The organism is Larkinella punicea (genome assembly GCF_003334855.1).
In the GTDB taxonomy this organism is placed as follows: Bacteria; Bacteroidota; Bacteroidia; order Cytophagales; family Spirosomataceae; genus Larkinella; species Larkinella punicea.
In genome coordinates, this window is record NZ_QOWE01000017.1 from 183,856 (window position 1) to 200,926 (window position 17,071).

Sequence of the window (17,071 nt, forward strand, 5' to 3'; positions counted from 1 at the left end):
CCCTCCATTGATTCAGAATGCCGTTTCTGATTCTGGTAAGAGATTTGTTTTACAAAGTTTGAAATAATACTGACCAAATTAACAACCTGTAAACAACACGCACAATTCTCATGAAAACCGTTCAAGAAAAAACCGCCTACCGGTTCAAAACCCTCCTGGTTCTGCTTCTTCTGTTCAGCACGCTTGTCGGTTATGCCCAACCAGATTACCACTCCGGCCCGGATGTAGATAAAGGGTACTGGAAGATTCAGACCGACTACGGCACCCGCAACACCGTCATCCGGTTTTTCAACGCCCGGAATGAACCCGTGTATCAGGAAACGCTGCGGGGCCAGTATGTCAAATTGACCAAACGGAACATTCGCCTGTTCGACGAAATGCTGGATCGGGTGGTCAACAATCACCTGCTGGCATCGCAGGTGCGATCGTCGGAGTTGCTGGCTTCCAATGACGTTGGCTATTCAAAAGTTTCTGCGGTTTATGCTTACGAAGAAACCCCGCCGTCGGTTGTGCCGGAATTCAATTCGAAATTTCTGGTCAATCCGCTGGTCAATTCGTACGGCAAACTCCGCATCAACTATGCTAATCCCGACCGGAAGCAGGTCATTATTGAACTGACCGACGAGTCGACCAACGTGATTCATTATCGGGAACTGAACCGTCAGGCGGGCTACAACCGGTATTTTGATGTAACCCACTTGCTGAGCGGGAAATATCGTCTTCAGGTGAAAGGAGCAGGCGAGACCATGAACTACTGGCTGACCATCGACAAACCGGATCAGCGCTACGAGCTGAAAGCGGAGAAATAAAAACCGTAAACCTGTTCGGGTTCGGACACCCGGACTGTACGAATTCGGACAGGTTCTTTTTATAAAACCGCTTAAATGGCCTGATTGGGCCATTTTTTGTTTCTGGCAGCAGATTTGTTCTACAGAAGTTAATTATATCTCTTTTCCATGAGACGATCGTATTTAGGCGAGTTTGAAGAGGTGGTGTTGCTGACGGTAGCGGTTCTGGGAACCGGTGCCTACGGCGTGGCCATCACCGACGAACTGGACCGGCAAACGGGCCGGGCCGTCAGCATCAGCGCCGTTCACGCGGCTTTGCACCGGCTGGAGGAAAAAGGCATGTTGAAATCGCACCTCGGCGAGGCCACCGCCGAACGGGGTGGGCGACGTAAGCGCCTGTTCTCGGTTACGGTGCTGGGGAGCCGGACGCTGCATGACATTCGCGCCGTCCGCGATCAGCTTTGGGATTCGATCTCTCCGCAGGGGCTGCCAGCAGTGAGTTTGTAAGAAGAAATGAACAAATAATAATGAATATCGAACGCCGAATAACGAAGTAATCGGGTCACTTTTCATTATTCGAAATTCAACATTTATTATTCGATATTCCCGCAATCATGAAGCCCCAAAAACCGCCACAATGGGCCAGCCGACTTCTGGCGTGGTTTTGCGCTCCGCACCTGCTCGAAGAAATCCAGGGGGATTTGCACGAGCGGTTTGTTCGCCGGGCCAGGCTGTTCGGGGAGCGGGATGCCCGCTGGCAGTATGCCTGGGAAGTGCTGAAGTTTATGCAACCCCAATTTTTGAAAAGGAAACCGGATTATTCTCCAAAACCGCAAACGATTGCCATGCTACGCAACTATTTTACGATTGCCTACCGGACCATTCTTCAGCAAAAGAGTTACGCATTCATCAACGTGATGGGCCTGGCGCTGGGGTTATCGGCCTGTATTCTGATTTTTCTGGTGGTTCGTAACGAACTGACGTATGATGCTTTTAACCAGAAAGCGGACCGGACTTTTCGGATAACGAGCCACGGGCTGGATTATAATCCGAGTGTTTCCTTTGCCATTGCACCGGCTTTTCGCACTGATTTTCCGGAAGCAGAGCAGGTTTCGCAATATTATTACCAGCGGGAAGCCCAGACTCAGATTGGCAACCAGCGGTATCTGGAAGAAAGTTATGCCTACGCCGACGAAAGTTTTCCGCAGGTCTTTGATTTTAACTGGCTCGCTGGTAATCCCAAAACTGCGTTGCAGGAACCCAATACGGTCGTTTTAACGGAAACCATAGCACGGAAATATTTTGGTGATCAGGACGCACTCGGTAAAATCATCCGGCTGGATAACGATAAGGATCTGCGCGTAACCGGCGTCATCAAGGATCTGCCGTCGAATACGCACCTGGTTTTTAATTTTCTGGTTTCGTGGGAAACCGTCCGGAAACAACTCGATACACCCAACTTCTGGTCGATCTCGGGCGGCTACCTCTACGTGGTGTTACCGGAAAAATTGCTGCCCAAACGCGTGGAAGCCCGGATTCCGGCTTTTATTCGGAAGAACTGGGGCGACGACATCGCCAAAGATGCCGCGCTGCTGATGCAACCGCTGCGGGAAATACATTTTGATAAGCGCTACCTGACCCAGATTACGATGCCGCGCTCCAAAGAAACCATTTACGGTTTGGCGGGTGTCGCATTGGTCATTATCCTGACGGCCTGCATCAATTTTGTCAACCTGGCGACGGCTCAGGCCGTTCGGCGGTCGAAGGAAGTGGGCATCCGGAAAGCCCTGGGGGCCTTTCGGCGGCAACTGGTGGGTCAGGTGCTGGGTGAAACCACCCTGCTGGTGGGTTTGGCAACGGTTCTGGCCCTGGGTGCGGTTTGGGCATTTCTGCCTCTGGCCAAACCGCTGTTGAACATCCGAATCGATGCCAGCCAACTGATTGAACCCCAGGTGATCGCGGTTATTTTTGGGTTTGTCCTGTCAACGATTCTGCTGGCGGGTTTGTACCCGGCCTTTGTTCAGTCCGGGTTTCAGCCCATCAAAGCCCTGAAAGCCCGGTCTACGGAAGCATCCTTTGGGGGAATGACCGTCCGCAAAGGCTTGGTAATTATGCAGTTTGCGATCACGCAGGTGATGATTATCGGGACACTGGTGGTGGCCAGCCAGATGGATTTTTTCCTGAATCAGGACATGGGTTTTGACAAAGAAGCCATTGTATCCTTTGGTACGGGTGAAAAAGCCGATGTTCTCCGGCAGAAATTGGAGGATAATCCCGGCGTTGAGCAAATCAGTTTTGCGTCGGCGGGGCCGTCCTATAATGTCAATTTTGCTCCCTTTTCGGCGCCGGAACTCGGGATGTCGGAAAACGATGTGGTCGAGTTTAAAATGGTGGATGAAAACTACATTCCGATGTATCGGCTGGCGTTGCTGGCGGGCGAACCCATCATCAAAACGGCGGAGGGTGATACGGCTCGTAGTGTGATCGTTAACCAGACGCTGATTCGCCGGCTGGGGATTCAGAACGAGGCCGATGCTATTGGCAAGCGGTTTCGGCTTGCGGGCGAACCGGCCCTGATCCGGGGTGTTGTCCGTGATTTTCAGAGCGAATCCAAGCATAAAAAAATCCGCGCCTGTGTTCTGACCTACAATTCGCGGGCGTTCTGGCAGGTGAGTGTCAAGCTGCGTCCGCAGAACCTGCGTGAAACGCTGGCGACTATCGAGAAAGATTGGACTGAATTGAATCCGGAATCAATATTTCGGTATGAGTTTGTGGATGAGCACATTGCAAAACTATACAAGCAGGAAGAAACGATGTACAACGCTTTCCGGCTGTTTGCGGGAATTGCCATCGTCATCGGCGGTTTGGGCCTGTTCGGGCTGGTGTCGCTGATGGCTGTTCAGCGGACCAAAGAAGTCGGAATTCGGAAAGTACTCGGCGCGTCGGTGGGCAGCATTGTCGTGCTGTTCTCGCGGGAATTTGTGTGGCTGATGCTGATGGCCTTCGTCATTGCCGCTCCGTTGGCCTGGTACGGAATGGATGCCTGGCTTCAGGAATATGCCTACCACATTCAGATTGGGCCAACGATTTTCCTGATTGCGATTCTGGTCACGTTTGTCATTGCCGCGCTCACGGTGAGCTACCAGTCGATCAAAGCCGCCTTGGTGAATCCGGTGAAGAGTTTACGAAGTGAATAAAGAAGAATAATAAATGTAAAATGATAAATACTGAATGTAAAAGTAAACGGACATCCGACCGCGCCACTTTATCATTCAACATTTTTCATTTAATATTTAAAATTAACCGGCATGAAATACCCCCAACCGCCCCGCTGGGCCACCCGACTGCTGGAAATTTCCTGCGCTCCCCCTTTGCTGGAGGAGATGGAAGGCGATTTGCGCGAGCGGTTTCTGCGGAATGCCCGGCTGTTCGGAGAACCGTACGCCCGGCGGCAGTATGTCCGGGAAGTGCTGGGGTTCGTGCGACGGCGACCGGGCCGAACGTCGGGCGTGATGAGGAAAAAAACGTCAACAGCGTATTCACAAGTGTATCTATTTCAACCCGCTATGATCCAAAACTATTTCAAAACCGCCTGGCGTAATTTGCTGAAAAACCGGTTTTACTCCCTCATCAACATGACCGGTTTGACGGTCGGGCTGGCCGTTGGGATGCTGATTCTGCTGTGGGTGCAGGACGAACTGAGCTTCGATCGGTTTCATACCAAAGCCGACCGGATTTACCGGCTCGAAAACCGGGTAGGAACGGGAAGCAGCCAGCAAATCTGGCGGTCCACCGTTGCGCCCATCGCCGAAATGGGGAAAAAGGAACTGCCCGAAATAAAAGATGCCGTCCGCATCACCCAAAGTAATATTTACAGCCTCTACAAGTACAAGGGGAAAACTTTCACCGACGAACAGTCGGCCTTTGTCGACCCCTCCCTGTTTTCAATCTTTGATTTTGGACTTATCAAAGGAGATCCGGCAAATCCGTTTCCGAACGACCAGTCGGTTGTGCTGACGGAAGCCACTGCCCGGCGGTATTTTGGCGATGCCGAACCCATCGGAAAGGTGATTACGGCCGACGGAAAAAACCGCTTCACCGTGACGGGTGTGATCCGGGATTTTCCAAAAAATACTACATTTAACGGGGAACTCGATCTGCTGTTACCGATTTCGCTCTGGTTTAAAACCATCTATGCGGAACGGAAGGATGGCCGAAACAAGGATAATGATTTCCATGAGTTCAATTATGCCACGTTTTTACTGCTCGAACCGGGCGTTTCGACGGAGGCTTTGGCCACCAAACTGCGGAACATTCACCTGCGGAACAAAGCGGATGATACCGACCTTGCGTATCTGTTGCAAGCCCTGCCCGACATGCATTTGTACAAGTCGGACGGCAGCGATGGCGGTATCGAAACCGTTCGCATGTTTAGCATTATTGCGCTGCTGATTCTGGTCATTGCCTGCATCAATTACGTCAACCTTTCCACCGCCCGTTCCATGCTGCGTTCCAAAGAAGTGAGTATGCGGAAAATCGTGGGCGCGGCAAAAGGGCAATTGTTTTTGCAGTTTATCATTGAAACTGCCCTGCTTTTCACACTTTCGGCGCTGCTGGCCATTGGGTTGATGATGGTGTTGATGCCGTTCTACAACGAGATTTCGGGAAAACAGCTCGTCATCGATTTGACAGACCTTCGGATGTGGCTGGTGATCGGGTTGACCATTGCGGCCACCCTGCTGGTGTCGAGTATCTACCCGGCCCTGTTACTCTCTTCGTTCGAACCCCTGAAAGCCTTAAAAGGGAAAGTCTCGGCGCGGTTGACCGATGCGGTTTTTCGGAAGATTCTGGTCGTAACGCAGTTTGCGTTCACCGTCATTCTGATTTCCGGGACCTTGATCATCGGCAATCAATTGGAATACATCCGCTCGAAGGAATTAGGCTACGATAAAAGTCACGTATTTTCTTTTTATATGCGGGATATGCAACGCCATTATGAGGTGGTAAAAGCCGATTTGCTGAATCAGCCGGGCATAACGGACGTGACCCGATCCAATGGCAATATTGTGTCGATTGGTATGCAAACCGGAAGCAATGAATGGGATGGGAAAGAAATGGGTGAGACCATGATGATGCGACCAATGGCCATCGATAAGAATTTTATTTCCTTCTTTAAAATGAAGCTAAAGGCGGGTGAAAACTTCACCGGTTCCGTAACAGATACAACGCATTTTATTTTAAATGAAACGGCCGTAAAAGCGGCTCGTCTTACCAATCCGGTAGGAAAACGGTTTAAACTCTGGAACAAAGAAGGAATCATTATCGGCGTCGTAAAAGATTTTCATTTCGATTCCATGAAGCAAAAAATTGAGCCGTCAATCTTTTTTTATTACCCCAACGATGCAGGTCGAATTTTTATAAAAACGACAGGAAAGGATGCTGCTTCGGCCATTGCTTCTGCTGAGCGTTTGTGGAAGCGATACAATGCCGAGTTTCCCTTCAACTACGCTTTTCTGGACCAAACCTTCGATGACCTCTACAAAACCGAGCAGCGCACCGGCACACTCTTCAACGTGTTTGCCACCATTGCCATTGTGATTTCCTGCCTGGGCTTATTCGGTCTGGTTGCCTACACGGCGCAGGTCCGCACCCGTGAGATTGGCGTTCGGAAGGTGCTGGGAGCCACCGTGCCGGGCATCATCGGGTTGTTGGCCAAAGATTTCGTCAAGCTGGTGTTGATCGCCATCGTTCTGGCGGTTCCGGTGGCGTGGTATGCGATGGATCAATGGCTCGAAGGGTTTGCGTATCGGATCGATATGAACGGGTGGGTGTTTGCGTTGGCGGGTTTGCTGGCGCTGGCTATCGCCCTGCTGACGGTCAGTTTCCAGAGCATCAAAGCCGCGTTGATGAATCCGGTGAAGTCACTGCGTTCGGAGTGAAGAATTAAGAGTGAAGAATTAAGAGTTAAAAAAAACTTAACCTGTTCGCTATGGCTTCCAACTCCGATTCATTAAACTCTTCACTCTTAATTCTTCACTCATTACTCTCATGAAGCCTCCCCGTTGGGCCGAACGGTTTTTGAATATCTTCTGCGCTCCTCATCTTTTTGAGGAGATCCAGGGGGATTTATACGAGCGGTTTTTGCGAAATGCGAGGCTATTTGGACTCCCCTATGCCCGGCGGCAATATGCACGGGAAGTGCTGGGCTTTTTAAGGCCATTTACAGTAAAACGACAACCTATTGAACCTTCATCCATCTCTTTATTGAATCCTGGTATGATTCGCAATTATCTGAAAATCGCCTGGCGGAACATCGCCCACAACAAATCCTTTTCGGCTATTAACATTCTGGGCCTGGCGCTCGGCATGGCGTGCAGCCTGCTCATTCTGCTCTGGATTCAGGACGAATTTAGCGTCGACGCCTACCACGCCAATGGCCCGCAGCTTTACAACGTCATGGAGCGCCAGTTCTACGATGGCAAAGTGGAAGCAAGCCCGGGAACACCCGCTTTGCTGGCTGATGAACTAAAAAAAGAATTTCCGGAAATTGTCTACGCATCCGGCCTTTCCTGGGAACAGGAACTGACGTTTTCGGTGGGCGAAAAGCTGAACAAGGAAAAAGGCCGGGCTGCCGGTGCCGACTGGTTTAAAATGTACAGTCTCCCCTTGTTAGCCGGAACGGTCGAAACCGCCTTGAACAGACCGACCAATATTGCCATTTCGCGGAAACTCGCAGAGAATTATTTTGGTAGTCCACAGGCGGCTATGGGAAAGAGTATTCGGCTCGGTAACAAGGATGATTATCAGGTTAGTGCGGTTTATGAGATGCCGAAAAATAGCTCGGAAACCTATGACTATTTGCTGAGCTGGGCCGATTTTATACGGCACAATGAATGGATTAAAGACTGGGGCACCAACGCGCTTCAGACCCGCATCCAGCTCCGGACCGATCGCAACGGCGTACCGGCCGACCCTGGCCGACTGGAAGCAAAGATGAAGGCGTTTCTGAAAAAGTACAATCCGAAAATGGAAAAGGAAGGGTTGGATATCCAGCTTTTCCTGCAACCGTACCCGGAAACGTATCTCTATTCCAACTTCAAAAACGGCTATCAGGATGGCGGACGCATCGAATACGTCCGGTTGTTCGGCATCGTGGCGGTTTTTATTCTGCTGATTGCCTGCATCAATTTCATGAATCTGGCCACGGCCCGGTCGGTGAAGCGGGCGCGCGAAGTGGGCGTTCGGAAGGTCGTCGGCGCCGGTCGGGGCTTGCTGATCGGGCAGTTCATTGGCGAAGCCCTGGTGCTGACGTCGCTGGCATTGGTGGTGGGCGTGGGCGTGGTCTGGATGCTGCTGCCAGTCTTCAACACACTGACCGAAAAGCACATTATGTTCCAGTTTACGAACCCATCGTTTTGGGTAACCTTGCTGGTCATGACACTGGCCACGGGTTTGATCGCGGGTAGTTATCCCGCCCTTTTCCTGTCGTCACTGAATCCGGTTCGGATCTTGAAAGGAAGCATCCGGTTTGGTTCCGGGGCGCGGCTTTTCCGGCAGAGCCTGGTGGTTTTTCAGTTCGCTCTGTCGATGCTGTTGATCATCGGAACCATCATCGTCTACCGGCAAATCGATTTTATCCAGACCAAAAACCTGGGCTACGACCGGGAGGGGATGATTTATCTCCAGGCTGAAGGGGATTTAGCCGCCAAATACGAAACGTTCAAGCAGGAACTGCTCCGGATGCCGGGCATCCAGACCGTAACGTTCATGAACGGAACGCCAACCACTAGCTTCGGCACAACGGGCAACGTTCAGTGGCCGGGTAAAGACCCCGCGACCAGCGTCCAGTTTCAGTTTTCACAAGTCGATTATGATTTCACGAAGACCCTGAAAGTCAAGGTCGCCGGGCGCGATTTTTCACGCGATTTTGCCACCGACTCGGTCAGTTATCTGATCAACAAAACCGCAGCCCGCCGGATTGGCTACCGGGACCCGATCGGAAAACCGCTGACCTTGTGGGGCAAACCGGGTTTGATCATCGGCGTGGTCGACGACTTCCACCAGAATTCCCTGCACGTGGCCATCGAACCGTTCATTGCCAAATTAAGCCCAGCCGCCGAGGGAAAAAACATCATCATTCGCACCCGGCCGGGCCAATCGAAGCAGGCCCTGGCGAGTCTGGAAACGATGTGGCGGCAACTGAATCCGAAGTTCCCGTTCACCTACCAGTTTGCCGATGAGGCCTTTCAGCGATTGTACCGTAGCGAAACCGTCGTCGGCACACTGGCCAACTACTTCGCGTTTCTGGCCATTTTTATCTCCTGTTTAGGCTTGTTTGGTCTGGCGGCTTTCATGGCCGAACAGCGCACGAAAGAAATTGGCGTCCGCAAGGTATTGGGTGCTTCGGTGACTAGCATTGTGGGTTTGCTGTCGCAGGACTTTCTCAAACTCGTGGGCGTCGCCATCGTCCTTTCCTCACCCGTGGCCTGGTATGCCATGAACCGGTGGTTGCAGGATTATGCCTATAAAGTCGAGATCGAATGGTGGGTTTTTGCGTTGGCGGGCCTGCTGGCGGTTGGCGTTGCGTTGCTAACGATCAGTTTCCAGAGCATCAAAGCCGCGTTGATGAATCCGGTGAAGAGTCTGCGAAGTGAATAAAGAAGAATAATAAATGTAAAATGATAAATTCTGAATGAAAAAGTAAACGGACATCCGACCATGCCACTTTATCATTCAACATTTTTCATTTAATATTTAAAATTAACCGGCATGAAATGCCCCCAACCGCCCCGCTGGGCCGACCGACTGCTGGAAGCTTTCTGCGCTCCCCACTTGCTGGAGGAGGTTCAGGGCGATTTGTACGAACGCTACGGGCGGGATCTGGCGGAGGTGGGCGTCCGAAAAGCCAACCGCCGGTATGCAGCCAATGTACTGAAATTCATAAAACCCTTTGCGCTGAAACGTCAGACTCATCAGTATCCGTCACCTTCTTTTCTGCATCCTGTCATGATTCGCAATTACCTCAAAACCTCCTTTCGCAATCTGACCAAAAACCGGGTCAGTGCGCTGATCAACCTCTTCGGGCTGAGCCTGGGTGTCACCGCCTGTCTGGTGATTTACCTGATTACCAACTACGAACTCAGCTACGATACGTTCCACGCCGACCGCGGAAGGATTTATCGCCTGATTGGTACCGAGAAATTTGGCCCCAACGCCGAAACCCATCCGGCGGGTTTTGTTCCCAACCCGGTTCCGCTGGCGATTCGGGAGGAAGTGACGGGGCTGGAAACCGTAGCGGCTTTTCACAACATTACATCGGCGGTGCTGATTCCCAACGGCACAGAAAAGCCGAACCGGTTTGAGGAGGGGAAACACGGTGTCGATAACCAGGAAATTGTGGTCGTTGAACCGCAATTCTTTTCAATTTTCAACTACCAGTGGCTGGCGGGAAATCCGAAAACCGCCTTGACCGAACCGTTTCAACTCGTGTTGTCGGAGCAAAAAGCCCGCAAATACTTTGGCGATCTGCCGCTCGAACAGATCCTGGGCAAAGAGGTGATCTACTGGGATTCGGTTCGGGTTAGCGTCGCCGGAATTGTGAAGGAATGGGACAAACCGACCGATTTTACGTTTACGGACTTCATCTCCTTCGCCACCATTCGCAGCAGCCGAATGAATCAGAGCATCAATCTCGATGACTGGAATGACATCTGGTCGTCGTCGCAGGCTTTCGTAAAATTGCCGGAAGGAACAAAACCGGAGCAGTTCACGGCGGCTTTTCAACAGTTTTCCAAAAGGCATTTCCAGAAGGATTTCAAGTTTACACCCGGTTTGCAACCGCTTTCCGACTTGCATTTTAATGCGGATTATGTCGATAATTATTCCCGAAAAGCGCACCTGCCAACGCTCTACGGCATGATGGGCGTTGCGGTTTTTATCCTGCTGATTGCCGCCATTAACTTCGTCAATCTGTCGACGGCCCAATCGGTTCAGCGGGCCAAGGAAATTGGCGTCCGGAAGGTGTTGGGAAGTAGCCGGAAGAGCCTGATTTTTCAGTTTTTAAGCGAAACCACCTTGCTGACACTCACTGCGGTCAGTATTGCGCTGGTGCTGGTGGGACCCATTCTTTCCGCTTTTCAATCCCTCACGCCCAAAGGGCTGACGTTTGAGTTATTCAGTCTGGAAACCCTGCTGTTTTTGTTGTTCGTCACCGTAACGACCTCGCTGCTGGCCGGTTTCTATCCTTCCCTGGTGCTGTCGTCGTACCGACCGGCCCTGACGCTCAAAGGCCAGACTGCGCTGAAAGGGGGCCAGAAAGGGTATTTTCGAAAAGGACTGATCGTTTTTCAGTTTACGGTTTCGCTGGTGTTCATCATCGCCACGCTGATCGTAGACCGGCAACTCAGTTACATCCGCAACAAGGAACTGGGCTTCTCGACCGACGCCATCATTTCCATCGATGCGGGCCGGGTCGGCAAATCCGATGTGCTGGCGCAGCGAATCCGGCCCTTGTCGGGGGTGGAGCGGGTGACGATGCAGTGGTTTCCGCCGATGGGGATGAGTTACATGATGACCAAAATGAGATACACCGGCAAGCAGGAAATCGAGATGGATGTTTCGGCCAAAGTGGGCGACGAGAATTTTATTCCTTTATATGGTATTCGCCTGTTGGCCGGGCGAAACTACCTGAAAAGCGATTCGCTCCGGGAGTTGGTCATCAATGCCACGTTTGCCAAACGGCTGGGTTTTAAAAAACCGGCGGAAGCCCTGAACCAGTTTCTGGATTTCAATGGTAAAAAAATCCCGATCGTTGGGGTCGTGGCCGATTTTCATGAGCAGTCGTTTCACGACAAAATTGATGCGACGTTCATCGGTTATTTGCCACAGCAGTCCCGGAATCTGGGCGTCAGACTGACCAGCAATGGCAAAACCATGAACGATGTGAAAGCTACGCTGGCCAGTATCGAAGAACAGTGGAACGCCATTCATCCCGATAAAAAATTTGAATACGAATTCCTGGACGACCGGATTGCGCGGCTGTACGAAAAAGAGCAGAAAACCAGTCGGCTGGTCAACACCGCCACGGCCATCGCCATTCTGATTTCCTGCATGGGTTTGTTTGGGCTGGCCACCTTCACGGCCGAGCAGCGCACCAAAGAAATCAGCATCCGGAAAGTGCTGGGGGCTTCGGTGGCCGGGATTGTCGCCCTGTTGTCAAAGGACTTCCTCAAACTGGTATTCATTGCCCTGATGCTGGCCGCGCCCGTGGCGTGGTGGGCCATGAACGAATGGCTGAAAGATTTCGCCTACAAAGTGGACATCGAGTGGTGGATCTTTGCCCTGGCCGGGCTTCTGGCGGTTTTCATCGCCTTGGTAACGATCAGTTTTCAAAGCATCCGGGCGGCCTTGATGAACCCGGTGAAAAGTTTGCGGAGCGAGTAATTACACGGAAATACCGTACTTTTGCGGTTTCTTTATTTTATCCGTGTAATGATCGCTTTGGCGACCCGAATTAACCAATGATTATTCCATTAGCCCACCGTGCCGGACAAACGCAGGAATATTACTTCTCGGTCAAGCTGGCCGAAGTTCGTAAACTGCTGGCTACCGGGCACGATGTGATCAACATCGGCATCGGTAATCCCGATATGATGCCGTCCGACAATACGATTCAGGCCTTGACCCACTCGGCGCAGCAACCGAACGCGCACGGGTATCAGTCTTACAAAGGAACGCCCGGTTTTCGGAACGCCATTGCCGGTTATTACGCCCATACCTACGGCGTCTCGCTTGACCCCGAAACGGAAATTCTGCCGCTTCTGGGTTCAAAAGAAGGCATTACGCACATTTCGTTAACCTTCCTGAACGAGGGTGACGAAGTGCTGGTGCCGGAACTGGGCTATCCGGCTTACAACGCCGTAAGCAAAATGGTGGGTGCTCACGTGCGCAACTATCCGCTTTTGGAAAACAAGGGCTGGCAACCGGATTGGGAAGCGATGGAAGAACTGGTGTCTGACAATGCCAAGATTCTCTGGCTCAATTACCCGCACATGCCCACGGGCGCTCCGGCCACACAAAAACTCTTCGAGCAAGCCGTCCGGTTTGCCTACGACTACAGTCTGTTGCTTTGCCACGACAATCCGTATAGTCTGGTTCTGAACAAAAAAACACCCATCAGCCTGCTTTCCATCGACGGGGCCAAAGAGGTGGTGATTGAAATGAACTCGATGAGCAAGTCGCACAACATGGCGGGCTGGCGGGTTGGCTGGATGGCGTCCTCAAAACCGTACATCGATGCGGTTTTGTCGATCAAAAGCAATGTCGATTCGGGGATGTTCAAACCGGTTATGGACGCAGCCGCCGAAGCCCTGACCAATTCGGATGCCTGGCACGCGGAGCGAAATGTGGTCTATGAAGGCCGTCTGGAAGCCGCTACGGCCTTTCTGGACGCCCTGAATTGCACCTACACCAACGATCAGGAGGGCATGTTTCTGTGGGCCAAACTGCCGGATTCCATAGAATCGGCGGCAGCGCTGGTGGATGACCTGCTCTACAACAAGCACGTTTTCATTGCCCCCGGTTTTATCTTCGGCCCGAAAGGAAACCGGTACATCCGGGTGTCGCTGTGTATGCCCAAAGAGCGAATCTGGGAAGCTGTTCAAAGAATCTCTAAATAAACCTCCGCTTAACTCTGATTTTCTCTGCGAAACAATTTTTAAAACTATTTCGCAGAGTTAAGCAGAGAAAATCAGAGTTAAGTGGAGCAAAATAATATGGTAGTCACAATCATTGGAGTGGGTTTATTGGGCGGGTCGTTTGCCCTGGCGGTTCGGGAGAAATACCCGAAGGCGAAATTTATCGGCGTCGATGCGTCTTCCGTGCATGGCAAACTGGCATTGGCCAAAGGCATCGTTGATGAAATGAAACCGCTGGACGAGGCCGTGGCCGTCAGCGATCTGGTCGTGCTGGCTACACCCGTCAACAGCATTCTGGAATTGCTGCCCCAAATTCTGGATCAATTGCCGAAAGGGGCCACCGTCACCGACCTGGGATCAACAAAAGAACTGATTTGCCAATTGGTTGATAATCATCCGAAACGGGCGCAGTTTGTCCCTGTTCACCCGATGGCGGGGACCGAAAATTCGGGTCCGGGGGCGGCTTTCCGGGAGTTGCTGCCCGGTAAAAACCTCATCATCTGCGACCGGGAGAAAAGCGATTATGACAGTCTGAAACTGGTGGAAGCCTTGTTCAGCGACATCGGCATGAAGCTTTTTTACATGAACCCGCAGGAGCATGATTTGCACCTGGCCTACGTTTCGCACCTGAGCCACATCAGTGCGTTTGCGCTGGGACTGACGGTTTTGGAAAAAGAAAAAGATGAACAGGCCATTTTCGATATGGCCAGCACCGGTTTTAGCTCCACGGTGCGACTGGCGAAAAGTTCTCCCCAAATGTGGGCGCCTATTTTCGACCAGAACCGGGCGAATGTCTCCCAGGCTCTGTCTGATTACATCGAATTTTTGCAGCAGTTCAAAGCCATCATCGACGATCAGAACCTGAACGATTCATTCGAATTTATGGCCAAAGCCAACCAGATCCGGCGGGTATTGGAGGGAATCGACCGGAAGTAAAAAAAGCCCCTAAATCCCCTAAAGGGGACTTGGACGCGCGACTCCTCCAGATGCTAAAAGTCCCCTTTAGGGGATTTAGGGGCTTACGTCCGGCTCCGTTCTCCATCAAAAACCGCTTTGGCTTTCTCAATGCTTTTCCTTTGAATAAAATGGGCGATGGCGGCTCGTCCAATGCCGAGGGTGGCGGTGGTCGCAATACCGGCGGAAACCGCACTGCCCACTCCCGGAAAGAAAATTTTGACGGAAGCCCGGGCCAATTCGCGCAGTACCAGACCAGCACTGATGGTGGCACCGATGGCGGTCAGGAATTCTTTCGCGGTATCCTGACTCAACTGACGACCGGCCACGTACGCAATGGCGATGATTAGCGTGATCTGTAAAGAAGTAATCGGAATAATGTCGCCCAGCGGAATCGGAACGGCGGCAATGCCTCCACAAATGGCCGCGACCACTTTGGTGAGCCGGTTGGCAATCGACTCCTGGAGCGTGCGAACCTGACTCAGCCGGGCAAAAGCCAGCTTGCCTTCTTTCGGCAGTTCATTGAAAATATAATCCAGCAGTTCGTCGATCCGCCAGCGCTCGTCGGAACGGAGTACGTCATTTTTCCAGGACTGGTACGACGAGACGCCCAAGACCGTAATCAGCGATTCTTTTAAATACGGGTCGGCTTCAAATTTCGTTTTGAGCAGGTTTTCAATGACCTTGACCCGCTCCAGTTTTTCGTTCAGGTCTTCCGGATCTTCGTCTTCCGGTTGGTGCAAACGCACATTTTTGGGTTCGAGCGTATCGCAATGGGTGGCGACGACCAGAATGGGCGGGCGGTAGTTGTGGACTTTCTCAACGGTTTTACTGATTTCTGTGAGCGCTTCGAGGTCGTGGTTGATCCCGGAATCGGCTTCGGTGGCTTTGATCAGAAACAGGATTAAATCCGGTGATTTTTCCTTTAAGGCGTTGAGGATCGACTCGATGGGGGAGGCTGCGGCATCGGCTTCGTCGGGGCGCGAGCCCTCCTGTAAACCACGGGTGTCCAGAATTTCGAGAGTTCCCATATCGCTCGAATACGGCCACCAGGTGGCCTCGCCGGTTTGGGCTTTTTCGTGACCTACTTCCGCGACTTTCCGCCCGAAAATGGCGTTGATCAGGGATGACTTGCCGCTGCCCCGCCGGCCGACGAGGGCAAACCGGGGAGAACGCGTTTCAACGAGCAACTGGCGGAATTCGCGGATTTCCTGACGGACGTCCTTCGCGACAGACTCCGGGACACGATCGAGTAAGGTTTCCAGTTTTTGTAAAACCTCACTGATTTGGGATTGCAGGGGTTGGCTCATGGGGTCAAGTATAGGCAAATTGGTCGGCATTCGTTCCGGAAATTACAGCACCGGTTCTATACCATAAACCAGTTGCGCTTTTTTTGTTTGGAGATTTTTTTGCATCAAATCGGTCCCGAATTTTCGATTGCACCAAATTTTCCGGATGATACAACCACCCCGAATTCCCCGGACGATGTCCGGGGCTAGTGATGATAGCCCTTTGGGCTGGTGTTGAGAGGTGATGCCGAATTTTCGACCTCCGAATTCCCCGGACGATGTCCGGGGCTAATGATGATAGCCCTTTGGGCTATTATGGGGGCGATGTTGTAAATAATTTTGAGGGTAACTTCCAACGGTTCAGGCGACTACCGGGTCTAGTCTCCAAATGACCAAACCCCGTTCTCCTATGAAAAATCGACTACTTCTGCTGCTTTCTGCATCCTTGTGGCTGGCCTGTCAGCCCGGTGACTCCTCTGAATTTGGCATCGAACCCGGCGGCAATACCTACAACGACGAAGCGTCGCCAACCCAAAAGCTGTATTGCAACGGCACCAATTGTGATAACCCCAACAACATTGAAAAGTATTCCTACAACTCGGCCGGAAAGTTGACGCGAATCGATTACGTTGGCCGGGTCGCCAGCGGGAAAATGGAGGTCTATTCGTATTATGAATACCGTTATAATCCGAATGGTCAATTGGTTGCCAAAACCCGGTTTGGCCAGTATGGCACCGGTTCCAACTGGGTCGCTTACGAAGAAACCGAGTATGAATACGCCGATGGGGTACTGAAAACCGAGCGGAATTATTTCAACCAGCGTAATCCGGAGCAACGCGTGCTGACCGGTCTGGTCGAATACACGTATAAAGACGGGAAAAAAACAGAGCAAAAATGGTTCGATTCCAACCAAAAACTGAGTCGGCGGGTGGTCTATGAATACCAGGAGAATGTAGTGACCCGCGAAACGTGGTATTCGGATACTGACAAGGTTTTTCGCTTATTTACGCACTCCTTCGCCGGAAATCGCCGGCAAATCAGCGAACACTTACCCAATAGCAGCGATCAAATTGCGCTGATCGAAAAGACCTACGACAAACAGGGGCGGATTTTGACCGAGGAAACCAAGGTGAACAATCCCTTGCTGTGCGTGATGATTGCGGGTATTATCCGGTACACGTATTGAGAATCCGGTTTCCTAAAATAGAACCCGACCAGACATGAGTCATCCCGAATTTTGAGTTAAGGCAAAATCGACCATAAGCGCGTTGGTGATGGCTAAGCGTAATCTGTAAATCGGCACTGAAGCAGTTCGGTGCCGATTTCCCGTTCTGGGCACCCACTG

Annotated in this window: 10 protein-coding genes; 9 read left to right on the forward strand and 1 reads right to left on the reverse strand. The window is 51.7% G+C overall.

The window, feature by feature from the left end:
• Positions 1-110: 110 nt before the first annotated feature.
• The 8 genes from DUE52_RS20565 to DUE52_RS20600 all read left to right on the forward strand — a co-directional run bounded on the left by DUE52_RS20565 (position 111) and on the right by DUE52_RS20600 (position 14,419).
• On the forward strand, positions 111-809 hold the full coding sequence (locus DUE52_RS20565; protein WP_114407926.1) for a hypothetical protein: 699 nt from the start codon (positions 111-113) through the stop codon (positions 807-809).
• A gap of 147 nt (positions 810-956) precedes the next feature.
• Entirely contained in the window at positions 957-1,295 is a 339-nt protein-coding gene (locus DUE52_RS20570) for a PadR family transcriptional regulator (RefSeq protein WP_114407927.1), read from the forward strand.
• A gap of 107 nt (positions 1,296-1,402) precedes the next feature.
• Complete coding sequence (locus DUE52_RS20575; RefSeq protein WP_222930302.1) at positions 1,403-3,985, forward strand: ABC transporter permease; 2,583 nt, start codon at positions 1,403-1,405, stop codon at positions 3,983-3,985.
• A 111-nt stretch (positions 3,986-4,096) separates the two neighbouring features.
• Positions 4,097-6,727 (forward strand): ABC transporter permease, encoded by a 2,631-nt coding sequence (locus tag DUE52_RS20580; protein WP_222930303.1) that lies wholly within the window; start codon positions 4,097-4,099, stop codon positions 6,725-6,727.
• Positions 6,728-6,836: 109 nt separating this feature from the next.
• A complete protein-coding gene (locus DUE52_RS20585; RefSeq protein WP_222930304.1) occupies positions 6,837-9,446 on the forward strand; it encodes an ABC transporter permease in 2,610 nt (869 codons plus the stop codon).
• Positions 9,447-9,557: 111 nt separating this feature from the next.
• Complete coding sequence (locus DUE52_RS20590; protein WP_114407929.1) at positions 9,558-12,230, forward strand: permease prefix domain 2-containing transporter; 2,673 nt, start codon at positions 9,558-9,560, stop codon at positions 12,228-12,230.
• A 77-nt stretch (positions 12,231-12,307) separates the two neighbouring features.
• A complete protein-coding gene (locus tag DUE52_RS20595; protein WP_114407930.1) occupies positions 12,308-13,465 on the forward strand; it encodes a pyridoxal phosphate-dependent aminotransferase in 1,158 nt (385 codons plus the stop codon).
• Between the two features lie 96 nt (positions 13,466-13,561).
• The gene (locus tag DUE52_RS20600; RefSeq protein ID WP_114407931.1) at positions 13,562-14,419 is read left to right on the forward strand and encodes a prephenate dehydrogenase; all 858 of its coding nucleotides are present in this window, start codon (positions 13,562-13,564) and stop codon (positions 14,417-14,419) included.
• Between the two features lie 83 nt (positions 14,420-14,502).
• Here the strand turns inward: DUE52_RS20600 and DUE52_RS20605 are convergent, their stop codons facing one another.
• Entirely contained in the window at positions 14,503-15,747 is a 1,245-nt protein-coding gene (locus DUE52_RS20605) for a GTPase family protein (protein WP_165840976.1), read from the reverse strand.
• A gap of 388 nt (positions 15,748-16,135) precedes the next feature.
• On the opposite strand from DUE52_RS20605, the gene DUE52_RS20610 reads away from it, so the two are divergent.
• Positions 16,136-16,912, forward strand: a complete 777-nt coding sequence (locus tag DUE52_RS20610) for a hypothetical protein (protein WP_133299887.1) — start codon at positions 16,136-16,138, stop codon at positions 16,910-16,912.
• Positions 16,913-17,071 lie beyond the last annotated feature (159 nt).